Origin of the sequence: Bradyrhizobium cosmicum (genome assembly GCF_007290395.2) — a bacterium.
Lineage (GTDB): Bacteria > Pseudomonadota > Alphaproteobacteria > Rhizobiales > Xanthobacteraceae > Bradyrhizobium > Bradyrhizobium cosmicum.
Genome location: NZ_CP041656.2, coordinates 4,499,737 through 4,522,690, shown reverse-complemented (window position 1 = coordinate 4,522,690; position 22,954 = coordinate 4,499,737). Strand labels below are relative to the sequence as shown.

Below are 22,954 nucleotides of genomic sequence, written 5' to 3'. Positions count from 1 at the left end.
GGCTCTGGAACGAGGTTCCGGCAGCAGGAAAAATCATAGATCAGCTCGAGGAGGAATTGCATGGTGGCCGTCCCTGTATTTATTTTGACGACCACTTAACCGGCCATCTGTTTCAGGCGTGTTTCGTCGTTTAGGGAAACGGGTTTCGCGGGGAACCCCGGGCTGGCTTGTGCGCTGCGAACCCGCTACATCCCGCTTCCAGTCCGTCCCTTCGGCCGCGCGCCCCGCGGGCCGCATGTTACGTTGCGAGGCAAGATCATGGCGCAGGTCGAGTGGTTCGACGATCTCACCATTGGAATGCGGTTCAGATCGCCCGAGGTCGAGATCACCGAGGCCGACATCAAGCGCTTCGCGGCCGAATTCGACCCGCAGCCGATGCATCTCGACCATGAGGCCGCCAAGGAGACCCTGTTCAGGGGGTTGGCCGCGTCCGGGTGGCATACCGCTGCGATCGCCATGAACCTCGCGATCCAGGCCCGCCCGTTCGGCCCGCATCCGCTGATCGGCGCCGGCGTCGACGGCCTGCGCTGGACCATCCCGGTGCGACCGAACGATCGCCTGCATCTGGTCGGCGAGGTCATGAGCCTGACGCCGTCGAAATCGAAGCCGCAGGGCATCGCGTTGGTGAAATGGACGATGTTCAACCAGAACGACGAGGAGGTTTACACCTTCACCCCGATCGCCATCATCCCCAGGCGGGTGTAGGGCGGCCGCCGTTCGGGCCCGGTCAGCCTCCTCAAACCCTTGCGGGCCACCGGCAGAGGTGGTCATCTCCACGTGGGGAACACGCTGGAGGCAAAGATGAAAAGAGTCCTTTTCGCTGCTGTGCTGAGCGCGGGCGCCTTGTTGCAGTTGGCCGCCGGGCCGGCGCTGGCGCAGCAATCCAGGGTCGGCGACTGGACCATCGAGAAGCGCACGCAGGACACGCATTGCAATGCGAGCCGCGGCTACAAGGACAAGGACGACGAGAACCGCGACTACGTCATCGTCATCACTTATTCCGAGAAAGCCATCGTGATCGTGATGATCTATGACGGGTGGGAGTGGGACAAGGTCGGCGAGGTCCTGCGCGCCGATGTCGGCACTGATGACGCCGACATCATGAAGAAGGCGAAGTGGGAGGTCATGGACAAGACCACCGTGCGCGGCATCTTCGAATACGACCAGTCGATGATGGACCGCCTCTCGAAGGCGAGGCGCCTGTCGCTCGATTTCGAGGATGATGACGAGGACAGCATCGAGATGCAGATCCCGCGCGCCGGCGAGGCGCTCGCCGCGCTGAAGTTCTGCGAGGAGAACCGGAAGTAAATTGCCGGCGCCCGCGGCGATGCAGGCCGGAATGGGTGGCAATGAGTTCGGCGGCAGCGTGCACCCGCGTGACACAACGCACACAGCCCCGCGCGCTGTTCGCATTTATCCTAGTCTTTGGCGAAAACGTCCAAGCCGCACCCTGCGGTTGACGTTACGCAAGGACAATGTTCGATATTCCAGCATATCGTTGTAACTATTTTTCATCGTCCAAAGCGACGATTGGCCGGCCTGTCGTCTTTGCAAATTCCCAGTATGCGCGTCCCCGTTGCCTCCGGGCCAGCGCGCCGATCGCATCGCTGTTTCGATGACAATCCTTCAGGCAAACCGGTTTTCGTCGCTCATCGGCGAGATCTACGACGCGGCGGCCGACCCCGCGCTGCGCAGCGGCGTATTGGAGCAGGTTTCGAACTTCGTCGGCGGGTGTGCCGCGACCATCCTGTCCCGTGATGCCGCCAAGCTCTCGATCGAGATTCACCAGCATTTTGGCACCGAATCCCGCTTCCGCCAGCTTTATCGTGACCGCTATGTCGAGCAGGATCCGTTGCTCGATCGTCATCTCGATCTCGACGCCGAGCAGACGATCGGTGTCACCGACGTCATGCCTCACGCGGAGTTTTTGGCGACGAGCTTCTATCGCGAATGGGTCGAGCCGCAGGGAGCGATCGATCTCGCCACGGTCGCGATCGAGAAATCGGATGCGCGTACGACAATCCTCCAGGTGCTGCGCCACCGGTCGCGCGGGACGGTCGACGAGCCGATGCGCGAGCGCATGCGGCTGCTCGCGCCCCACATCCAGCGTTCAAGGATCATGGGCAGGCAGATCAGGGCACGTTCTCATACCGTGGACGATCTCGCTGATGTCCTCGACGGCCTGAGCACGGCGATCTGCCTGCTCGACGCGGACGGCCGGGTGGTGCATGCCAACGCGGCGTGCCGCGAGCTGTTCGTCGATGGCAGCCTGTTGTCGATGGTCGGCGACAGGATCGTCGCGCGCAACACCCAGACAGACAAGATATTCCGCAGCCTGTTCGAAATTGCTGCAGATGATGGAACTCATGTGCCCGGTCCGCGCCGGATCGAGCTCGTGACATCGGCGGCCGGTCAACACTATCTCCTCTGCGCCTCGCCATTGAAGCGGGAACGGCTCCAGCAGAGAGACAGCGCCGCAGCGGTGCTGCTCGTTCAAAGGGCGACGATGGCGCCGTCGCTCGTGCCCGACGCCATTGCCACCGCCTTCAGGCTGACGCCGTCCGAATTGCGCGTGTTGATGGCGATCGTCGAGATTGGCGGCGTTCCCGACATCGCAGCGAAGCTCGGAATCGCCGAGACCACGGTGAAGACGCATCTTGGCCGGCTGTTCGAGAAGACCGGTGCCGGAAGGCAGGCAGATCTCGTGAAGATCGCGGCAGGATTCTCCGCGCCGTTTGCGCAGCGAGCGAGCAGCAACGACGACGCCGTGTGATTCATTTCACAGCGCACGCCGTCGGACGATGCAATCTCAATCCATTGTGATGAGCAGGACTATCGGGTCATCCGAACGCAGGACGCATGCCGCTTGAGACTTTCGTATATGGCGCGACTTGAAATGAGAAGGGCAGCGTGTGCCACGGGACGGAGCGCACCGGCACCAAACAGGTGCGGGGATGCAACAGCGCATGGCCAGGCTTGCTCGTCGGTTGGAGAAATTGCAGTGAGCGGCAAGGAAGAAGTTTCCATTCTCGACGTTTCAACGGACCATATTCCAGAAGACGAGCGCGTGCCGCTGCTGCGAGAGTTCTACTGCCGCGGCGTGCTGAAGGCCGAGGTCGAGGCGACCGAGGGCAAGTTGTTCGCGGCGAGCCTCATATCTCACGGTGTACCGGACGCTCAGCTCGTGATCGGCGGGCTGATCGGAGCGCGCGTCATCCGTACCCGGCAACTGGTCATCGACGGTGACGACAGCCTAGGCCTGATGGTCAATCGTTCCGGCGTCGTCGGGATATCCGCGCGGGGACGCGATCTCCTGCTTCATCCCGGTGATGCGGTCTTGACGAGTGCGGAAGACGTGACGACCTACGAACGGTTCTCGCTGGGAAACTGCCTGTCGCTGCGCGTGCCGCGGCGGGTGCTGGCGCCCATGATCGTGGATATCGACGACGCGGTGATGCGCGTCATTCCGGAGCGCGCCGCCGGGCTTCGCCTGCTCGTCGACTACGCGACGGCCCTGGTGCGGGAGCGCGCGTTCTGGGTGCCCGCGCTGCGCCAGCTCGGCGTGACGCATCTTCACGATCTGATGGCGCGCGTTCTCGGCGCGACGGACGACGTGCACGAGGAGGCCGGGCGGCGAGGCGTCAGGGCGGCGCGGCTGCGCAAGGTGAAATCCTTCATCGTCAACAATTGCTGGCAGCAGGACCTTTCGGTCGCGACCGTGGCGCAGGAGTTCGGCGTGACCACGCGCTATCTCCAGCGGCTGTTCGAGGCCGACGGCAAGACCTTCTCGTCCTTCCTGACCGAGCAGCGCCTCAAGCGCGCCCATCGCATGCTGCGTGAGCCCGATTTTGCCGGGCGACCGGTGAGCTCGATCGCCTACGACGTCGGCTTCGGCGATCTCTCCTATTTCAACCGCTGCTTCCGGCGGGCCTATGGCGCGACGCCAAGCGGCGTCAGGAGCGGCGAGGCGTTGTGATCGCGCCCAACTGAATTTCAGCGAAAGACCGGTTCCAGCAGGGAATGATTTGACATGATCCTTGATCGCAGACTCATGGCCATAGCGCAGTGCCTTTGCCGCAGTCTCAGTCTTGCAGGCCTTCTCTACGGGGCCTCGGCGTCGGCGGGCACGCCCGACGAGATCCGGGTGCCCGGCGAGATTCCCGGCACCGCGCTGCACGCCGAGGGCGCGCAGATCTACGAATGCCAGCCCGATGCGGCGAAGCAACTGGCCTGGCAGCCGCGTGAGCCCGCAGCGACCCTGATGGACGGCGGCAACTCGGTCGGTCGCCACTATGTGGCGCTGCATTGGGAGGCCGTCGATGCCAGCACGCTGGTCTGGGAGCACAAGGACGGCAGCTCGGTGAAAGCGAGGATTGTCGCCCGCGTTGCCGGCCGGGCCGCCGATGATCTTCCCTGGCTGAAGTTGAAGGTCGTGGCGCAGACGGGCAACGGCCTGTTCTACGGCGTCACGCACGTCCAGCGCGTCAACACGCAAGGCGGCCTGCTGCGCGGCTCCTGCGAGCATGCCGGCAGCTATCGCAACGTACCCTATTCGGCCGACTACGTGTTCTGGCGTGCGGAGTAGTTTGTACCGTCGCCTTCGGGGCGGTACCGTGAGTGGAGTTTGGAATGCATCGTTTCTTCTTTGATCTCCTGGTCGACAATGTCGTGAAGATCGACCCCGGCGGCATGGTGTTCGAGCAGGCCAAGGCGACGGTCGTCGTCGCTGACGAGATGGCGCGGCATCTGTTCGTCTGGCGCGACGATTTGCGCGATCGCGATGCCTGGATCCGCGTCAGGGATGCAGGCGGACGCGAGATCTATCGCGCCGCGGTCTGGGCGGAGAGCGAGGAGAAGGTCGGCTGGGACCAGGCGTAATCCAATTGGGGGAGGAAATTGTCGCAGCTGTGCATCAGTGCGGCACCAAGTGGCGGCCGGTGCGCTTGAAGCGAAGTCCCGGTCGCTTCCGTCCAAGTCGGTTACGAGAGCCCTTTCTACCTTGGCGTTCAGCGATTCAGAGTTCGCTGCACCGGATTTCCTCCGATTGAAGGAGGCCGGTGGCAATTCCGCGCTGCGCCCGCAAGGGCCGCAAGCCCGCCGGGGAATGAAAATGAAACGAAAGCTCCTTGCGACCGTCAACCGCCGCTTATTGCGGGTTCCGGCATCCGCACTTCTGCTGGCGCCCTTGCTGATGATCGATCGAGCCGAAGCTGCGTGCACACCGGTCGCGCCGGTGAACAACGCGACCATTGTCTGCTCGGGAAACGTCAACACGCAGCAGGGCGGGGTTACGGGATACGGGACCATCAACGACAACAATAACACCTATCACGTCGATACCGGCGCGAACGTTCAGGGAGACTACTTTGGCATTGAGACCGGCTCCGGTGGCGTCGTAACCAATTTGGGCACAATTAACGGAGCCAGCGCGGCCGGCCTCAGGGCGCGTGATGTCACGGTCTCTAACGCCAGCGGAGCCACGATCTCAGGTTTCAATGGCATTACGGCATCGACGCTCAATCTCGACAATGCCGGCACCATCACCGGGATTGGTGTGAACTCCATCGGAATCAGCGCAACGACCTTGAACGTGACGGCGAATACCGGCACGATCACCGGCGTCCGTTTTGGCGCTTCTACGACGGGCGACGCCACCGTAGCCAACGGTGGAATCATCACGGCGACCGGCGCAAACGGCGCCGCTCTGGCTGCGAGCGGTAACGCCTCGATCGACAACCGCGGGACAATTTCGGCTTTGGGTGCCGGCGGCATCGCCGTCAATGTCCTTGGCACGGTTACCATTACGACCAATATTGCGGGCATCGAGGGCGACGCAATCGGCGTCAGTTCTGGAACCAACGCTACCATCAATAACAGCACGGGACAGATCTTGGCGCACGCCGCAAACGGCGTCGCCCTTCGAGCAAACAACACAGCCACGGTCATCAATGGCGGCGATATCAGGGCGCTGGGTGCTGACAGCTTCGGGATCGAGGCCGGCACCGTTGTCGTATCGGCCAATTCCGGCCACATCTCCGGTGGACGTAGCGGAATATTCGCCAATACCGCGACGATTACGAACGGGGCTGGCACCATCTCGGCGCTTGACGCGGGCGGCTCCGCCATCAGTGCGGTCACGGCGACCGTCTCCAACGCGGGAAGCATTACGGCGTTGGCCACGGGCGGTATCGGGATTCACGCGAGCAGCGTGAACGTTACCTCAAACACCGGACTGATCGCAGGCGAAAAAAACGCAATCCTGTCCGTATCGGGCGCAGTTACGGTGAGCAACAATGCCGGAGGGACGATTCAGAGTACGAACGTCACCTCGACCGCGATTTCTGCGGTGACGGATGCGAACGTGGCCAACGCCGGAACCATCCAAGGGGGGACGACTACTGGCACCGCTATCCGCGCCGGAAACAACGCGAACATCTCGAACGCTTCGGGAGGACTGATTTCCGCCGGTCACTTCGGCATCAGCGCTCACGACGTCACGATCAACAATGCCGGGATTGTGGAGTCGACGGGAGTGGGTGCCGCCGTCGACGGCATGACCGTGAATGTCACCAACTCAGGCACGCTTCGCGCGGTGAATGGGAACGTCGTTCAGGCCATTACCGCGGTCGTCCTGAACAACTCTGGCACGATCAGCGGTACCGCCGGCGCAAAGGGTGTCATTTCCAGCGGGCAGGCGGATGTCGTCAACTCCGGTTCGATCACAGCAAGAAATGGTATCGCGGCCGGAGGTGCGCTCAATCTGATGAACATGGCGGGCGGCACCATTGCCGGCACTTTCGAAGGTGTTTTCTCTCAGGGCGTCGCCGCGATCGTCAATGCCGGCACCATCACCGGCGGCCCAGTCGCCATTGCCACGAACACCACGATGAGCTTGACAAACACCGGCTCTATCAGCGGTACCATCGGTATTCAGTCATCCGGCGCCGCGAACATCGCCAATGCCGGAACCATCACAGGAACTGGCGGGACGGCAATCAAGCTGACCAATGCAGCCGATACGCTGACCTTGCTTCCGGGCTCGAAGATCAACGGTGTCGTCGATTTCGGCTTCGGCAATGACGTCGTCAACGTGAATGTTGTACCCACCAGCAGCAGGGTCTCGTCATTGACGACCATTGCGTTGCCGACCTTCGTGAACTTCAACGGCACCATCAATACCAGTATCTCCGGTGGCAGCTTCAACGGTCCGTCGGTTCTGTCCGGCGCCACCCTCGCAACGCTCGATCCCACCGCGCTGGCTCAGACGGACCGCACGCTGATGGATTTCACCGGCGGTGCCTCTTCGCTGGTGCAGGGCCGTCTGAACGGTGGCGCCGGTCCTGGTGGCAGCAACATGATGGCGATGGCCTATGCGCCGGAGACGGCGCAGGCCGGTCCCTTCACCAAGGCGCCGCGCAGCCTCTGGACCGATCCGGCGCCGATCACGGTCTGGGTCAACAGCTTTGGCGGCCAGCGCATCCAGGACGAGACCGCCGCGACGCTGCGCGCGACCTCGACGGCGTGGGGCGGCGCCATCGGCATCGACCGCAAGGTACAGCCGAACTGGCTGGTCGGTGCCTTCCTCGGCGGCGGGCAGGGCGGCCTCTCGGTCGATCTCAATTCGCAATCGGTCGACACCAATTACGTATTCGCCGGTGTCTACAGCCGCTTCGAATGGGCCTCGCAATTCTTCGACTTCACCTTCCAGGGCGGCAACGCCGACAACAAGTCGCGCCGGCTGGTGCTGAACAACGCCGCCGCCGGCGGCATGGAGACGGCGACGGCAAATTACAGCGGCTGGTATGTCAGCCCGGAGGTGGCCTACGGCTACAAGCTCGCTGTCGGCAACGGCTATCTGCTGACGCCGACGGCACGGCTGCGCTACGTCGCGGGCCGGTTCGACGGCTACAGTGAGACCGGCTCGGCACAAGGCCTCTCGGTCGGCGGCCGCACGCTGCAGGATTTCGAGGAGCGCGGCGAGGTCGATCTGTCGCGGGTGACGAGTCTGGCCGGCGGCGAGCTCAAGGCCAACGTCCATGGCGGCGTCATTGCGCTTCAGCGCGTCGGCGACAGCAATATCAATGCGGTGCTCATCGGCCAGAACCTGTCCTTCGTCACGCCCGGCAGCCGCAGCACCGTCGGCGCCGTCGCCGGCGTCGGCTTTGACTACCGCACCAGCGGCAACGTCTCCGTGTTCGGCGCGGTCGAAGGCATGCTGATGTCGGACCAGAGCCGGACCGGCACGGCGAAGGGCGGCATTCGCGTCGCGTTCTGAGCCGGCATCAGCCCCGGCGGCTTTGAGCACGACGCTGGCCGGCCGGGCCCCTCCGTCCGGCCGGCGCCTCATCCGATCGGATGATGCCGCATCCCGGGGTTGTGCTATGCTGGGTGATATTGATCACTCAGGCCATTTACAGCCATGCACGGACCTCGGAAGCTGCCGGACCTGGTCGAGTCCATCTATGACGCCGGGCTCGATCCCTCGCTGTGGAACAACGTCGTCGCCGGCATCCGCGATTTCGTCGGCGGGCAGGCGTGCGGGCTGTTTTCCAAGGATTCGATCAGCAAATTCGGCGTCACGCATTACTACTGCGGCGCGGATCCGCACTACATCCAGCTCTATTCCGAGACCCACTCGAAGTTCGATCCGCTGAGCGTCCTGCCGCCGCAGGGCGAGATCGTCAGCATCCCCGATCTCGTCAATTTCGACGAATACCGCAGAGGGCGCTTTTACCAGGAATGGATGCAGCCGCAGGGCTGCAGCGACGCGGCCAACGTCGTGCTCGACAAGTCGAATGCGAGCTGCCCCGTGATGATGACGGTGCTGTCGGGCCGGCGCATGGTGGATCCCGCGATGAAGCAGCGGCTCTCGCTGATCGTGCCGCACGCCAGCCGCGCGCTTCTGATCAACCGTGCCATCACCTCGCAGCTGACCCTGGCGACCGCGCTGGCGGATGTCCTGGACAATCTGGTCTCCGGCATCTTCCTGCTCGATGTCTCCTGCCGCGTCGTGCATGCGAATTCCGCCGGGCACGCCCTGCTGGCGGCGGACGACGTGGTCCGAACCGTCGCCGGGCAACTCGTGACCAGCAGCACTGAGGCCAATCAGACCCTGCGTGAGGCATTTGCGACCGGCAGCGACATTGCCTTGCTTGCCGCAAGAGGCCACGCGATTCCGCTGCTGTCGCCCACCGGCGAGCGTTACGTCGCGCATGTTCTGCCGCTCTCGTCCGTGCTTCGCAATGGCAGCGAGCAGGTCGCCGACGCCGCCGGCGCGCTGCTGCTGCGCAGGGTGTCGCTCGGCGGCCAGTCCTATGGCGAGCTGATCGCGCGGACCTTCGATCTGACGCCGGCTGAACTGCGCGTGTTCTTGTCGATCGTCGAGGTCGGCGGCGTCCCGGAGACCGCGGCCGCGCTCGGAATTGCGGAAACAACCACGAAGACGCATCTGCATCGCGTCTTCGCCAAGACCGGCGTGTCCCGGCAGGCCGATCTCGTCAAGCTCGCCGCGGGATTCTCCAATCCGCTCGTGAACTGATCGGCCGATCATTTCCGCGATTGAACCTTTTGCTGGCGTGACAGACTCACAGGAGCCGCAAGGCATGAACAAGATTTCGCAATCTCCGTGTGTGATGATTGGCTGTTCCGATGCCCCGACCTCCAAGACAGTCCGAGTTGATCGAGAGCATCTATGATGCCGGCCTCCATCCGGAGTTGTGGAGCGATGTCATCGTCACACTCAATGCGTTCATCGGCAGCCGCGCCTGCGGCCTGATTTCAAAGGACCCTGTCAGCAAATCCGGCGCCACGCATTATTACTGCGGCGTCGATCCGCTCTACATCCAGCTCTATGCCGAGACCTACGCCCGGTACGACCCGCTTGCCCGGCTTCCGAAATACGGCGAGGTGCGGAACATCCCCGATCTCGTGAACTACGACGAATATCGCCGTGGTCGCTTCTATCAGGAATGGTTGCGCCCCCAGGGCAGCGTCGATGTCGCCAACGTGGTGCTGGAGCAGTCGAAGTCACCCAGCCCGATGTTGATGACCGTGATTCCGGGCAGGGACATGCTCGATGCCGGGCAGCGGGCGCGCATGCAGTTCCTCGTTCCGCATGTCAGCCGCGCACTTCTGATCAACCGGGCGATCGAGCGCAAGCAGCGGCGGGCGATCGCGCTCGCCGATGTCGTTGACCGGCTCAATGCCGGCGTCATCCTGCTCGACGCCTCCTGCCGCATCGTCCACAGCAATCCGGCAGCGGACACGCTGCTCGGCGCCGATGATGTCCTGCGGTCCGTTGCGGGCCGGCTGGTGACGAGATCCACCACGGCGAATTCAGCCCTGCGCGAGATCTTCCGTGATGCAGACGAGGTTGCCCTGGCGTCAGCCGCGGGGCGGAAGATCTCGCTGATGTCGCAAGACGGTTCCCACTACATCGCGCACGTCATCGCGCTGCCGTCGCTGCTGCGTGAAGCCGCGGCCGAGCGCACGTCGGCGGTGGGCGCTTTGTTCGTCTGGAAGGCGGAACTCGACGGGCACTCCTGTGCCGGTGTCCTGGACCGCACGTTCGAACTGACGCCCGCGGAACTCAGGGTCATGCAGTCGATCGTCGACGTCGGCGGCGTGCCGGAGACGGCGGTCGCGCTCGGCATCGCCGAGACGACGGTGAAGACGCATCTGCATCGCGTGTTCGCCAAGACCGGCGTCTCGCGTCAGGCCGATCTCGTCAAGCTCGCCGCGGGATTCTCCAATCCGCTCGTGCACTGACGCGCGCGCCAAGGCGCGCGAGGCGAGTCGCTCCAGCTCGCAATAGGTTCAATCAGAAGCATCATTAGAAAGTTATCGCGCGTCGTTCGATCGAATGACGCGATTTTTCACGTTCTCACTTACGAGAGCGCGTCACACGATTTCTTGTTCGATGCGTTCGATTGTCGTGTGAAGCAACTCACAGCAGGCGGAAGTAGATCCCAGCAATCTCTCGTACAGGTTGAGAGGAGATTGTCATGCCAAATGCGTCATCAGTGTCGGGCAGGTTCCGCGGCATCGTCACGCGTATCGGCGCGGCATTCCGCGCGCAGCGCGAAATCGACGCGCAGCGCGCGTTGCAACGCTATCGCCATCTGCTGGCGGAGCCGCACGAAGCACCGCTTGTGAATGAAATGAGTCCCGTCGCCAGTGAAGAGGATACGTCCAGACATGCCAACCGAGTTGATCCGCGCGAGCGCGCAGCCGGGCAGTCCACGTTCGAACGCGCGTAACGGCAGCATTGTCGCCGTCGCGCTGACCGCAGCACTGGTGATGCTTCAACTGGTCGGGCTGGCAATGCTGGAACGCTCGCACGCGCAATCGGTTCCGCCATCGCTGGTGAAGTCGTCCCAGACGAGTTGCGCCGAGAGCGCCGAAATTCCCACAACGCAGACGCCCTACGATTGAGCGGAGAGACATGGTGCCCGACATCACGACCAGCCTTCTGCTCAGCGTCGCCGTCTTTGCCGGAGCCTTCGTCTCCGGGCTCTCGGGCTTTGCCTTCTCGGCGGTGGCCGGCGCCATTCTGCTCCGCGTGTTTCAGCCGCTGGAGGCGGTGCCGCTGATGATGGCGTGCAGCATCGGCGTGCAGGCGACGAATCTGTGGGCGCTTCGGCGCAGCATCCGCTGGGAGGGCAGCCTGCTGCTGATCGTCGGCGGATTGATCGGCGTTCCCATCGCGGTATCGCTGTTGCAGAGCACGGATACGCATCTGCTGCGGCGTGGCTTCGGCGTCGTCGTCGCGCTCTATGCCGCCTACATGCTGCTGCGGCCAACGCTGGTCACGGCCGGCGAGGCCGTCGGCCGGCACTGGGTGGCGCTGATTGGATTCGGGGGAGGGCTGGTCGGCGGGCTCACCGCGATGCCTGGTGCGATCCCGACGATCTGGTGCGACATGCGCGGCATGCCCAAGAGCGAGCAACGCGGCCTGGTGCAGCCCTTTATCGCCGCGATGCAGATCTTCGCGATCGCACTCCTGGTCGGACACCAGGACCTGTCGTCGAAGGTCTTCGTCGACCTCGCGATCAGCCTGCCGGCGTTGTTTGCGGGCTCAGCGCTCGGCGTGATCGCCTTTCACCGGGTCAACGAGACGGTCTTTCGCAAGACCGTGCTCGTCCTGTTGTTGCTGTCGGGAATTTCCCTGATCTGACGGCCCGTTCTAATGACCCGCGCCCTCGTGATGGAGGCCCTGGACCGGGGCCGCGCTGATGTCGCTGCCGTGATGCACCAGAGGCTTGTTGCCGGTGACGGTCCGCAGCAGCACGTAGAACACCGGTGTCAGGAACAGGCCGAACACGGTGACGCCGATCATGCCGGAGAACACGGCGACGCCCATGGCGCGTCGCATCTCCGAGCCCGCGCCGGTCGAGAGCACCAGCGGCAGCACGCCCATGATGAACGCCATCGACGTCATCAGGATCGGGCGTAGCCGCAGGCGGCTGGCCTCGATCGCGGCCCGGATCGGCGTGCGCCCGGCGAATTCGAGCTCGCGTGCGAATTCGACGATCAGGATCGCGTTCTTGGCGGAGAGGCCCACCAGCACGATCAGGCCGATCTGGGTGAAGACGTTGTTGTCGCCCTTCGAGATCCAGACGCCGAACATCGCAGCCAACAATCCCATCGGCACGATCATGATGATCGACAACGGCAGGGTCAGGCTCTCGTAGAGCGCGGCCAGCACCAGGAACACCAGTAGGATCGCCAGCGGGAATACCCAGAGGCCGGAATTGCCGGCGATGAACTCCTGATAGGTCAGGTCGGTCCATTCGAAGGCAAAGCCGGGCGGCAACGTCTCCGCCGCGATCCGCGTCGCGACTTCCTGCGCCTGGCCGGAGGAGAATCCGGGGGCAGCCGCCGCGTTGATGTCGGAGGACAGGAAGCCGTTGTAGCGGATCGCCCGCTCAGGACCCGCGCTCTGCCGGATCGTGAGCAGCGCCGACAACGGCACCATGTCACCCGAGGACGAGCGCACCTTCAACTGCCTGATGTCGTCGGCGCGGGCGCGGAACGGCGCGTCGGCCTGGACATAGACGGAGTAGGTGCGGCCAAACTTGTTGAAGTCGTTGACGTAGTAGGAGCCGAGATAGATCTGCAGCGTGTTGAACACCTCCGTCACGGGGACGCCGAGTTGCAGCGCCTTGGTGCGGTCGATGTCGGCGAACAGCTGGGGCACGTTGACCTGGAAGCTCGAGAACACGCCGGCGATCTCCGGCGCCTTCTGCATCGCCGCCGTAAATGCCTTGGTCGCCTCGTTCAGCGCCTCATAGCCGAGACCGGCCCGGTCCTCGATCTGAAGCTTGAAGCCTCCGATGGTGCCGAGGCCGTTGACCGGCGGCGGCGGGAACATGGCGATGAAGGCTTCCTGGATGCCGGCGTACTTCTTGTTGAGGTCGGCGGCGATGGCATTTCCGCTCAGGGCCGGATCCTTCCGCTCGTCGAACGGCTTCAACGTCGAGAACACGATGCCGGCGTTGGAGGAGTTGGTGAAGCCGGCGATCGACAGGCCCGGAAACGCGACCGAGCTCTCGACACCGGGCTGGGTCAGCGCGATGTCGCTCATCTTGCGGATCACCTCTTCGGTACGGTCGAGCGCGGCGCCATCGGGCAGGCGCGAGAAACCGACCAGATATTGCTTGTCCTGGCCCGGCACGAAACCGCTCGGCACCTGCTGGAACAGAAGGGCGGTGAGGCCGACCAGCACCACATAGAGACCCATCACCGCCGCCTTGCCCGAGATCACCTTGGTGACGGTGCCGCTGTAATTGTCCGACGAGCGCGTGAACGCCTTGTTGAAGCCGCGGAAGAACCAGCCAAGGCTCTTTTCCATGATGATCGTCAGCCTGTCCTTCGGCTCATTGTGTCCTTTGAGCAGCAGGGCCGACAGCGCCGGCGACAGGGTCAGCGAGTTGACGGCGGAGATCACGGTCGAGATCGCGATCGTCAGCGCGAACTGCTTGTAGAACTGCCCGGTGAGGCCGGAGATGAAGGCGAGCGGCACGAACACCGCGATCAGGACCATCGCGATGGCGATGATCGGTCCGGAGACTTCGCGCATGGCCTGATAGGTGGCGTCGCGCGGCGACAGGCCGCCCTCGATGTTGCGCTCCACGTTCTCGACCACGACGATGGCGTCGTCGACGACGATGCCGATCGCGAGCACCAGGCCGAACAGGCTAAGCGCGTTGATGGAGAAGCCGAACAGATGCATCACGGCGAAGGTGCCGACGATCGACACCGGCACGGCCAGCAGGGGAATGATCGAAGCGCGCCAGGTCTGGAGGAACAGGATCACGACCAGCACCACCAGCGCGATCGCCTCCAGCAGCGTATGGATGACGGCTTCGATCGAGGAACGCACGAACTGGGTGGGATCGTAGACGATCTGGTACGACACGCCCTCCGGCATGTTCTTCTTGATCTCCGCCATGGTGGCGCGGACGTGGTCGGAGATCTCCAGCGCGTTGGAGCCAGGCGCCTGGAAGATCGGAATCGCCACCGCCTGTTTGTTGTCGAGCAGCGAGCGCAGGCCGTATTCGGAGGCGCCGAGCTCGATGCGTGCGACGTCGCGCAGCCGCACCACCTCACCACGCGTGCCGGTCTTGACGACGATGTCGCCGAACTGGTCCTCGTTCGCAAGGCGTCCTTCCGCATTGACGGACATTTGCAGGTCGATACCCCTGACGTTCGGGGAGGAGCCGACCACGCCGGCGGCGGCCTCGACGTTCTGCGCCTGGATCGATTTGACGATGTCGCTCGCGGTCAGGCCGTGCTCGGCCGCCTTCTGCGGATCGACCCAGACCCGCATCGAATAGTCACCGGCGCCGTAGAGCTGGACGTCCCCGACGCCGTCGATCCGCGCCAGCCGGTCCTTGACGTTGAGCACCGCGTAGTTGCGCAGGTACGTCATGTCGTAGCGGCCGTTGGGCGACAGCAGATGCACGACCATGGTGAGGTCGGGCGAGGACTTCTTGGTGATGATGCCGAGCTGGCGCACCACGGCCGGCAGGCGCGGTTCGGCCTGCTGCACGCGGTTCTGCACCAGCTGCGTCGCCTTGTCGGGGTCGGTGCCAAGGCGGAACGTCACCGTCAGCGTCATCGCGCCGTCGGTGGTGGCCTGGCTCGACATGTACAGCATGCCCTCGACGCCGTTGATCTGCTCCTCGATCGGCGTTGCCACCGTCTCGGCGATCACCTTGGGATTGGCGCCCGGATAGGTCGCGCGCACCAGCACCGAGGGCGGCACCACGTCGGGATATTCCGAGATCGGCATCGCGAACAGCGAGATCAGCCCCGCGAGGAAGATCAGGACCGACAGCACGCCGGCGAAAATCGGACGATCGATGAAGAATTTCGAGAGATTCATGGCTTTGCCCCTGGGCAATATCTTGGTCGTCTCCGCACAGCTCCGCCGTCATTCAGGGGCGCGCGAAGTGCGAGCCCGGAATCCGGAGGGGATGTGCTCGGAGTTTTGTAACGTCGTCATCCCGGGCTCACGCCACGCGCAGCCCGGGATGAGGTAACTAGCGTTGCACTACGTCCTGGTTGCTGTGGTTGTTTGCCTGCTGTGGCCCACGCGCGCCCATCTGTGCGACCTCCGTCTTGAGGAGAGCGCCCGGACGCACGCGTTGCAGGCCGTTGACCACGATGCGGTCGCCTGGCTTCAGCCCCGTCGTCACGATACGCAGGCCATCGACCGAACCGCCGAGCGTGATCGGCCGGTAGACCGCGCGGCTGTCGTCACCGACCCCCATCACGAACTTCTTGTCCTGGTCGGTGCCGATCGCGCGCTCGTCGATCATCACCAGCGACTGCTGCTTCGGCTGGCCCATGCGCACGCGGGCGAACTGGCCGGGGATCAGACGCCCGTCCTCGTTCCGGAACACCGCACGGACGCGGATGGTGCCGCTCTGGCCGTTGACCTGGTTGTCGATGAGCTGGATGTGGCCCTTGGCGGAAAGACCGCCCGAGGTCGTCATCTCGACCGGGATCTGGTCGAGCTTGCCGCGCTGGCCGGAGGCATCCGCGATCGAGTTCAGCGCACGCAGTACCACTTCTTCATCCGCGTCGAACGAGGCGTAGATCGGGTTGACCGAGACCAGCGAGGTCAGCACCGGGGAGGCGGTGCCGGCGGCGACGAGATTGCCGACGGTGATCTCGAACTTGCCGACGCGGCCATCCACCGGCGCGCGCACCTCGGTGTAGTCGAGGTTGAGCTTTGCCGTCTGGAGCGTTGCTTCGGCGGCCTTCACGTTGGCGATCGCTTCGCGATTGGCGTTGTCGCGCTGGTCGTAGTCGCGCCGCGTGACCACGGCGTTGCCGACCAGCTGCGCGCCGCGCTCGAGCTCGCTCTGGGTGAACACCACGCGGGCCCTGGCGGCCTCGAGCTGCGCGTTGGCCTTGTCGACCTCGGCCGCGTAAGGCGCCGGATCGATCTTGAACAGCACGTCGCCGGCCTTCACCAGCGCGCCTTCGGTGAAGTTGGTCGCGAGGATCGCACCCGCGACCCGCGGTCGAAGCTCGACCCGGTTGATGGCCTCGAGCCGGCCGGAGAAATCGTCCCACAGCACGGTCTGCTTTGGCTCGATCAGCGCGACCGTGACGGGCACGGCCTGCTCGGCTGCGGCGGCCGTTGCGGTCGCCTGCGCGGTACGAAAATAATGGCCGGTCGCGATCGAGCCGGCGACGGCGAGGGCGCCTACGACCGCGACACCGCCAAGAAGGCGGCGGAAACGGCCGGTGCGGGGGGAGTTTTGCGAGGGATGCATTTGCGCGCTCCAGATATGTAGTGTTCACTACAGATGTGGAGGTGGATGTCGCAGTGCAAGATACTTATGTACCATTCACTAAGAAAATTGTAGCCGCTTACCGCAAGAATTGGCAAGCGGAAGAGAAAAGAAAGACAGAACAAATAGATAGGATCAGGCGTTAGATTGAGAGATGACGCCGATTTCGAGGAGAACAGGCACATGGGCATGGGACGCCCCCGCGAATTCGACGCCGAAACGGCGTTGGACCAGGCGATGGAAGTGTTTTGGCGCCATGGCTATGAGGGCGCCACCATCGCCGAGCTGACCGAGGCCATGGGCATCAATCCGCCCAGCCTCTACGCCTGTTTCGGCAACAAGGAAGGCCTGCTCAAGGCCGCGCTCGATCGCTACACCAAACTGCGCAGTATCTGGATGAACGAGGTGGTAGCGGCTCCGACCGCCCGCGATGTCGCCGAACGAATGCTGATGGGCATCGCCGACAGGCAGACCGATCCCGCCAACCCGCCCGGCTGCCTGCTCGTGCAGGGTGGCATCGCCTGCGGCAGCGGCTCCGAGAATGTCCCCTTCGAGCTTGCCGCCCGCCGCGCCGAAAACGAAGACCAGCTCCGCGAGCGTTTTGTTCGCGCCAAGGCCGAAGGCGATCTCAAGCCGACCTCCGATCCCGCCGCACTGGCGCGCTACGTCTCCGCGGTGTCGGTCGGCATGGGCGTGATGGCGTCCTCGGGCTCGGACCGCGAGGCGCTGCGTCAGGTGGCGAGCGTGGCGGTGCAGGCGGTCGAGGCGCAGTCCGTCGACCGAACCTGACGGCTAGCGGCCATTGTCATTTTGAGGAGTGGAGCGCCGGCGGCGGGACGAAGCCGCCGAACTCGCGCTCGATTAGCCCTGCCAGCGCAATTGTGGTGCGGTCCTCCAGATAAGGCCCGATGATCTGGACGCCGATCGGCAAGCCTGACGGCGTGCGCTCGATCGGAACGGCGGTCGCCGGCAATCCGCAGGTCGAGGCGGGATCGGCCCAGATGAAGCACGCATCGGAATAGTTGTGGAGCTTTCCATCGATGTCGAGCTGCCGCGCGTCGAACGGCTCGGAATGATCGTGTGGGAACGCCGGCACGGCGGCAGCCGGGTAGACCACCGAGTCGAACTCCCGGAAGAAGAGCTGCCACTTCTGCTGCAACTGCAGGCGGGCAGCATCCATCGCGAGCCACTCGCGATGGATCATGCCCCAACCGCGGGCTCGCTCGGCCTGCAGGCTGCGGTCGTCGGGCGAGAGAGCAGCGGCAACGCCTTGCGCCTCGGCGAGGGCGCCCGGTGTCAGGCGCGGGCTTCGCGCGGCGTTCAGCAGCTTCATATAGAGCCGCGCGGAGTCGGCAAGATCGGGGAGCGAAGCGCTCGCGCGTGCGATCCGTGCGCCGGATCGTTCGAGCCGTTCGGCCAGCCGTCCGATCGCGGAACGTACCGCGTCGCCCGTCGGCATCAACGGATGCGTATCGATCACGAGGATCCTGAAATCCTTGAGCTGGTCATGGCGCGGGGCTGGCAGTGCAAGGCGATAGCCTATCCCGTCGCGCGTCTCGTCGGGGCCGGCGATCACGTCGAGCGCCAGCGCAAGGTCCGCAGCAGTGCGCGCCATCGGTCCGACGACAGCGAGATCGCCCTGGCCGGGGACGGGCGGTGCCGGCGGCAGGCTATATCCGCGCAGCGGGACCAGACCGAGGCTCGGCTTGTGTCCGAACACGCCGCAGAAATGCGCAGGCACCCGGATCGAGCCGCCGATATCCGAGCCGATCGAGAGCGGACCGAAACCGGCGGCCAGCGCCGCCCCCGATCCGCCCGAGGAGCCGCCGGGCGATCGGCCGAGATCCCACGGATTGTTCGTTGTCCCGTAAATCTCGTTGTAGCTCTGGAAATCCCGCAAGCCGATCGGGATGTTGGTCTTGCCGATGATGACGGCGCCCGCCGCCTTCAACCGCGAGACGACGAGAGCATCTTCCGCCGGTTGAAAATCCCTGAAGTGTGGAAAGCCCCACGTGGTCGGCAGGCCGGCCACGTTGAACGGTTCTTTCATGGTGACGGGGATGCCGAGCAGCGGCAGCCGCTCGCCGCGGCCAAGCGCGGCATCGGCGGCGCGCGCGGCGTCCCTGGCGCGATCGAAATCGCGAACGATGATCGCGTTGATCGGTCCGTCCAGTGCCTCGATGCGTGCAATCGTGTGTTCGAGCAATTCCGACGCCGACACCTTGCGCGCGCGCAGGGCGCTCAGCAATTCGCTGATCGAGCCGTACTTCAAGTCAGCGGCCTCTGCGGTCATCACGAACTCCATGGTATCGCATCGTCCCGGCAAACCGATCCGGGCGCCGACCATGCAATCTTGGGAGCGGGATGAGGAGGTGGCGCGACGGGAACCAGATCTGCCCGCCGGTCGGGACGGAGGGGCCGAACATTTGCAGGGGGGCATCATGCCCGGGACAAGCCCGGCCATGACGCCAAAGTCCGGCGTCCCGAGGTCGGACTCGGATCATCCACCGATCGGCAAGAGTGATACTCAGGAAGCTTCCTTGAGCACCGGCGCTGCCGTTTCCTCCGTTTTCATCTCCTCGAGACTGCGATGCCGCGGCTCGATCCCCAGCGCCCAGACCGTGACGATCTGCACCACCAGCAGTCCGATCATCAGCGCCATCACCCCGGCCACGCCGCGCGACTCGAATAGCGACACCACGAGGAATGGCGTGACGATCGTCGCGCCGCGTCCCAGCGTGTTGACGATGCCGGACGCACGCAGGCGGACTTCGGTGGGAAACAGTTCCGGGATGTAGATGCCGAACAGCAGGGCGACCAGCACGTAGATCGGCACTGTCAGTGCAAAGCCGACGGCCGGCAGCAGGATCGGATCCGAGATCATCGGATAGAGAATGCCGAATGCTACCGTGATCAGGGACGCGCCGATGATGGTCGGCTTCCGGCCCCAGCGGTCGGCGGTCAATGCACCAATGGCCGCGCCGATCGGTGCACCGAGCGCCATCAGCAGTGAATAGCCGAACGAGGTCGCGACCGAGAGACCCTGCTTGACGAAGAACACGGGGAGCCAGGTGACGAAACCATACAGCAGGGTGTTGATCGTGATCAGGCAGACGGCGCCGACGATCATCCGCGACAGCAGGGGCGCAGTGAACAGCGTGCCGAGATCGGGGGACACCGGCGCCGGTATGGCGGCCGCAGGCGCGGGCAGGGGCTGCCCCTGGGCCGCCTCCTTTTCGATCGCCTGCATGAGCGCTTCCGCCTCGGTGGTGCGTCCCACGGCCTCCAGCCAGCGCGGCGATTCCGGCAGCGACTTGCGCATGTACCACACGACAAGCGCGCCGATGCCGCCGAGCACGAACATGGAGCGCCAGCCGAATTGCGGTACCAGCACGGACGCGACCAGCAATGCGACGGGCAGACCCGTCACCACGCACACGGCCGTCAAGCCGAGCCATTTGCCGCGGGTGCGCGCCGGCACGAACTCCGTCATCGTCGAATAGCCGACGACGTTCTCGGCTCCGAGCCCGACCCCCATCACGAAGCGGCAGGCAATGAGGAAGGCCATGTTCGGAGAGAACGCCGCGGCGAGCGAAGCGATGCCGAAAAGGAGCAGATTGAATTGGTAGGTGAAGCGGCGTCCGTAGCGGTCACCGAGAAAGCCGGTGCCGAACGACCCCAGCATCATGCCGACGAAGGTCGCAGAGATGAAGGCCGCGTTCTGGGCAAGCGTCGAAAAGCCCGTCTTCAGGGTGACGCTGAGGACGGTCCCGGCGATGTAGATGTCGAAACCGTCGAAGAACATTCCAATGCCGATCAGCAGCATGATGCGGCGATGGAATGGCCCGATCGGCAGCCGATCCAGACGGCCGCCTGCGTTCACCGATGTCGACATTTACGCTCTCCCTTGACTGTTGTTCTGGTTGATGCGGGCCGCCTTCTACGGGCGGTCGGCCGCTTGCAGTTCTGCTAGTTCAGCCGTTTCTGATTGGCCGTGTCGCGGTACCAGTCGAACGGCTGCTCGTGGGTCGCGACCATCACGCTCTTGGTGTTGAAGTGGTCGTTGAAACTCTCGGTGCCGCATTCGCGGCCGATCCCGGAATCGTCGACGCCGCCCCAGGGCGAGGCCGGATCAAGCCGGTGGTGATCGTTGATCCAGACAATGCCGGCCTTGACGGACGCGGCGACGCGATGAGCGCGCCCGACGTCGCGGGTGCGGATCGCGGCGGCGAGGCCGAACGGCGAGTCGTTCGCAAGCCGAAGCGCATCGGCCTCGTCCTTGAACGGCGTCACCGAGGTGAAGGGACCGAACACTTCCTCCTGGAAGATGCGCATGTCGGATGTGACGTCCGCGAACACGGTCGGCTCGACGAAATAGCCGTTGTCATGGCCCGGCACCTTCGCGGCAACGCCTCCGGTGACGAGGCGCGCGCCGTCCGCATGGCCGTAGCCTGCGTAGGTGAGAACGCGATCGCGCTGCCGGGCGGAGATCACGGGGCCCATCTGGGTGTTTGCATCGAAGGGATCTCCGACGCGGATCGTGCGGGTCTTGGCCTGCAGCTTCTCGACGAATTCGTCGTAGATCGAGGCCTGGACGATATGGCGCGAAGCGCAGACGCAGGTTTGTCCGGCGCCGATGAAAGCGCCGAACGCGGCATAGTTCACGGCACGGTCGACGTCGAAATCGTCGAACACCATCACCGGCGTCTTGCCGCCGAGTTCCATGGTCTGATGCGCGAACACTTTTGCGGCCGCGCTTCCGGCGATACGGCCGGCCTCGGTGCCGCCGGTCAGGACCAGCTTGTTGATGTCGCCATGCTCGGCCAGCATCTTGCCGGCGCTCTGGCCCAGGCCGAGAACGATGTTGAAGACGCCGGGCGGAAGGCCTGCCTCGGTGAAGATCTGCGCCAGCTTCAGTGTCGTCAGCGGCGTGTATTCGGACGGCTTGACCACGGTGACGCAGCCGGTCGCCAGCACCACGGCGAGCGATTTGCACAGGATCATCAGCGGGTGGTTGAACGGCGTACAATTGGCGACGATACCGATGGGGGTGCGCAGCGTGTAGTTCAGATATGCGCCTTCGACGGGGATCACGGAGTCCCGACGTGCGAGCGCAACGCCGGCAAAGTAGCGGAAGAAATCGGGCAGGCGGGAGAGCTGGGCACGGGTCTCGTTGATCGGCCGGCCGTTGTTGAGGGTCTCCAGCCGGTACAGGCTGTCGAGATTGGCCTCGAAAGCATCCGCGAGCCTGTTGACCAGTCTGGCACGCGCGCGTGTGTCCATGCCGCCCCAGGCTTTGCCTTCGAACGCGGCGCGCGCGCTCTTCATGGCGCGGTCGATGTCCTCAGCGGTAGAATTGGGGATGCGGGCGATCACGTCGCCGGTCGCGGGATTGCGAACGTCAAGCATCGCGCCGCCTCCGGCCTCGACTTCACGCCCGTCGATGAAATTGCCGTGGATTTCGACGTCGATCGACGCAGGTTTCGACGGGATGTTCATGACGACCTCTCTTCCACGATGACGGCGTTGCGCTTGAGCGCCGGCAGGACGCGTTTTTCTGTGGCTCCGATGTGGGCCTTGATGATGCGCGCGGCGGTTCGCGTCTCGCGCTGTTGCATGGCGTCGATCAGGGCGACGTGCTCGGCGACGAGCTTTGCCGGGTCATGCCCCTTCAGGTTGGACACGCTGACGCGGACCAGCCGGTCGGCCTGGCCGATCAGGTCGCACAGCGCCGTCGCCATACGGCGATTGCCGGACGCGTTGGCGAGCGCTGTGTGAAAGCCGCGATTGTAGGCGATGAAGTCCTCGTGGTTGCCCGAGAAGCGGCGAAATTCGTCGAGCGATTTCAAGACGCTGTCAGGGGCGCTCTCGATCGCCTCGGCAACGCAAGCCGGCTCAAGTGCGAGGCGGAAGCGCAGGAGATCGCGGGCATCGGACAGCGAGATCGGAGTGACCCGGTAGCCCTGCCGCGGCTGCACCGTCACGAGATGCTCGCGCTGCAGTCGCAAAAGCGCATCCCGAACCGGTTGCCGGCTCACCGAATAGCGCTCGGCCAGGTCCTGTTCGCGCATTTCATCACCCGGCGCAAATCGACAAGCTAAAATATCAGACCTGAGAAGATCATAGATGTTTTCGCGTAAAAGCAT

General features: G+C 64.2%; 18 protein-coding genes. 12 read left to right on the top strand and 6 right to left on the bottom strand.

All coding sequences use genetic code 11. The features are described from left to right. Positions 1–258: 258 nt before the first annotated feature. From FNV92_RS21825 to FNV92_RS21775, 11 genes are all read left to right on the top strand, one after another. Complete coding sequence (locus tag FNV92_RS21825; RefSeq protein ID WP_143844613.1) at positions 259–705, top strand: MaoC family dehydratase; 447 nt, start codon at positions 259–261, stop codon at positions 703–705. Positions 706–801: 96 nt separating this feature from the next. Continuing rightward, the gene (locus FNV92_RS21820; protein ID WP_143844614.1) at positions 802–1,308 is read left to right on the top strand and encodes a hypothetical protein; all 507 of its coding nucleotides are present in this window, start codon (positions 802–804) and stop codon (positions 1,306–1,308) included. 307 nt (positions 1,309–1,615) lie between these two features. Continuing rightward, complete coding sequence (locus FNV92_RS21815; RefSeq protein ID WP_143844615.1) at positions 1,616–2,773, top strand: helix-turn-helix transcriptional regulator; 1,158 nt, start codon at positions 1,616–1,618, stop codon at positions 2,771–2,773. A gap of 228 nt (positions 2,774–3,001) precedes the next feature. Further along, on the top strand, positions 3,002–3,976 hold the full coding sequence (locus FNV92_RS21810; RefSeq protein WP_143844616.1) for a helix-turn-helix transcriptional regulator: 975 nt from the start codon (positions 3,002–3,004) through the stop codon (positions 3,974–3,976). Positions 3,977–4,051: 75 nt separating this feature from the next. Then, a complete protein-coding gene (locus FNV92_RS21805; protein ID WP_244623655.1) occupies positions 4,052–4,585 on the top strand; it encodes a DUF3455 domain-containing protein in 534 nt (177 codons plus the stop codon). Positions 4,586–4,629: 44 nt separating this feature from the next. Next, the gene (locus FNV92_RS21800; protein WP_015686843.1) at positions 4,630–4,878 is read left to right on the top strand and encodes a DUF6894 family protein; all 249 of its coding nucleotides are present in this window, start codon (positions 4,630–4,632) and stop codon (positions 4,876–4,878) included. Between the two features lie 121 nt (positions 4,879–4,999). Beyond that, positions 5,000–8,275, top strand: coding sequence for an autotransporter outer membrane beta-barrel domain-containing protein (locus FNV92_RS21795; RefSeq protein ID WP_168213612.1), 3,276 nt, complete (start codon positions 5,000–5,002; stop codon positions 8,273–8,275). 144 nt (positions 8,276–8,419) lie between these two features. Then, positions 8,420–9,538 carry a helix-turn-helix transcriptional regulator gene (locus FNV92_RS21790; protein ID WP_143844619.1) on the top strand — a complete coding sequence of 373 codons (1,119 nt, stop codon included), beginning with the start codon at positions 8,420–8,422 and terminating at the stop codon, positions 9,536–9,538. 110 nt (positions 9,539–9,648) lie between these two features. Then, positions 9,649–10,767 carry a helix-turn-helix transcriptional regulator gene (locus FNV92_RS21785; RefSeq protein ID WP_143844620.1) on the top strand — a complete coding sequence of 373 codons (1,119 nt, stop codon included), beginning with the start codon at positions 9,649–9,651 and terminating at the stop codon, positions 10,765–10,767. A 236-nt stretch (positions 10,768–11,003) separates the two neighbouring features. After that, the gene (locus tag FNV92_RS21780; RefSeq protein ID WP_143844621.1) at positions 11,004–11,258 is read left to right on the top strand and encodes a hypothetical protein; all 255 of its coding nucleotides are present in this window, start codon (positions 11,004–11,006) and stop codon (positions 11,256–11,258) included. A 188-nt stretch (positions 11,259–11,446) separates the two neighbouring features. Further along, positions 11,447–12,175 carry a sulfite exporter TauE/SafE family protein gene (locus FNV92_RS21775; protein WP_143844623.1) on the top strand — a complete coding sequence of 243 codons (729 nt, stop codon included), beginning with the start codon at positions 11,447–11,449 and terminating at the stop codon, positions 12,173–12,175. 9 nt (positions 12,176–12,184) lie between these two features. Here FNV92_RS21775 and FNV92_RS21770 read toward each other — a convergent pair whose 3' ends face one another. Beyond that, positions 12,185–15,388: an efflux RND transporter permease subunit gene (locus FNV92_RS21770; RefSeq protein ID WP_143844624.1), complete on the bottom strand. Its 3,204-nt coding sequence runs from the start codon at positions 15,386–15,388 to the stop codon at positions 12,185–12,187. Between the two features lie 157 nt (positions 15,389–15,545). Further along, the gene (locus FNV92_RS21765; protein WP_143844625.1) at positions 15,546–16,790 is read right to left on the bottom strand and encodes an efflux RND transporter periplasmic adaptor subunit; all 1,245 of its coding nucleotides are present in this window, start codon (positions 16,788–16,790) and stop codon (positions 15,546–15,548) included. Positions 16,791–16,991: 201 nt separating this feature from the next. Here FNV92_RS21765 and FNV92_RS21760 point away from each other — a divergent pair, with 201 nt between their 5' ends. Next, positions 16,992–17,597 (top strand): TetR/AcrR family transcriptional regulator, encoded by a 606-nt coding sequence (locus FNV92_RS21760; protein WP_143844626.1) that lies wholly within the window; start codon positions 16,992–16,994, stop codon positions 17,595–17,597. 16 nt (positions 17,598–17,613) lie between these two features. On the opposite strand, the gene FNV92_RS21755 is transcribed toward FNV92_RS21760, so the two are convergent. From FNV92_RS21755 to FNV92_RS21740, 4 genes are all read right to left on the bottom strand, one after another. Continuing rightward, positions 17,614–19,101 (bottom strand): amidase, encoded by a 1,488-nt coding sequence (locus FNV92_RS21755; RefSeq protein WP_244623656.1) that lies wholly within the window; start codon positions 19,099–19,101, stop codon positions 17,614–17,616. Between the two features lie 234 nt (positions 19,102–19,335). After that, entirely contained in the window at positions 19,336–20,703 is a 1,368-nt protein-coding gene (locus FNV92_RS21750; RefSeq protein ID WP_143844628.1) for an MFS transporter, read from the bottom strand. Between the two features lie 74 nt (positions 20,704–20,777). Further along, complete coding sequence (locus tag FNV92_RS21745) at positions 20,778–22,307, bottom strand: aldehyde dehydrogenase (RefSeq protein ID WP_143844629.1); 1,530 nt, start codon at positions 22,305–22,307, stop codon at positions 20,778–20,780. Further along, entirely contained in the window at positions 22,304–22,954 is a 651-nt protein-coding gene (locus FNV92_RS21740) for a GntR family transcriptional regulator (protein WP_041748387.1), read from the bottom strand. The genes FNV92_RS21745 and FNV92_RS21740 overlap by 4 nt, the downstream gene beginning before the upstream one ends.

Coding starts and splice junctions, on each gene's coding strand:
- FNV92_RS21825 (WP_143844613.1), top strand. CDS start 259: ATGGCGCAGGTCGAGTGGTTCGACGATCTCACCATTGGAATGCGGTTC.
- FNV92_RS21820 (WP_143844614.1), top strand. CDS start 802: ATGAAAAGAGTCCTTTTCGCTGCTGTGCTGAGCGCGGGCGCCTTGTTG.
- FNV92_RS21815 (WP_143844615.1), top strand. CDS start 1,616: ATGACAATCCTTCAGGCAAACCGGTTTTCGTCGCTCATCGGCGAGATC.
- FNV92_RS21805 (WP_244623655.1), top strand. CDS start 4,052: ATGGCCATAGCGCAGTGCCTTTGCCGCAGTCTCAGTCTTGCAGGCCTT.
- FNV92_RS21800 (WP_015686843.1), top strand. CDS start 4,630: ATGCATCGTTTCTTCTTTGATCTCCTGGTCGACAATGTCGTGAAGATC.
- FNV92_RS21790 (WP_143844619.1), top strand. CDS start 8,420: ATGCACGGACCTCGGAAGCTGCCGGACCTGGTCGAGTCCATCTATGAC.
- FNV92_RS21785 (WP_143844620.1), top strand. CDS start 9,649: ATGCCCCGACCTCCAAGACAGTCCGAGTTGATCGAGAGCATCTATGAT.
- FNV92_RS21780 (WP_143844621.1), top strand. CDS start 11,004: ATGCCAAATGCGTCATCAGTGTCGGGCAGGTTCCGCGGCATCGTCACG.
- FNV92_RS21770 (WP_143844624.1), bottom strand. CDS start 15,388: ATGAATCTCTCGAAATTCTTCATCGATCGTCCGATTTTCGCCGGCGTG.
- FNV92_RS21765 (WP_143844625.1), bottom strand. CDS start 16,790: ATGCATCCCTCGCAAAACTCCCCCCGCACCGGCCGTTTCCGCCGCCTT.
- FNV92_RS21760 (WP_143844626.1), top strand. CDS start 16,992: ATGGGCATGGGACGCCCCCGCGAATTCGACGCCGAAACGGCGTTGGAC.
- FNV92_RS21755 (WP_244623656.1), bottom strand. CDS start 19,101: ATGACCGCAGAGGCCGCTGACTTGAAGTACGGCTCGATCAGCGAATTG.
- FNV92_RS21750 (WP_143844628.1), bottom strand. CDS start 20,703: ATGTCGACATCGGTGAACGCAGGCGGCCGTCTGGATCGGCTGCCGATC.
- FNV92_RS21745 (WP_143844629.1), bottom strand. CDS start 22,307: ATGAACATCCCGTCGAAACCTGCGTCGATCGACGTCGAAATCCACGGC.
- FNV92_RS21740 (WP_041748387.1), bottom strand. CDS start 22,954: ATGCTTTTACGCGAAAACATCTATGATCTTCTCAGGTCTGATATTTTA.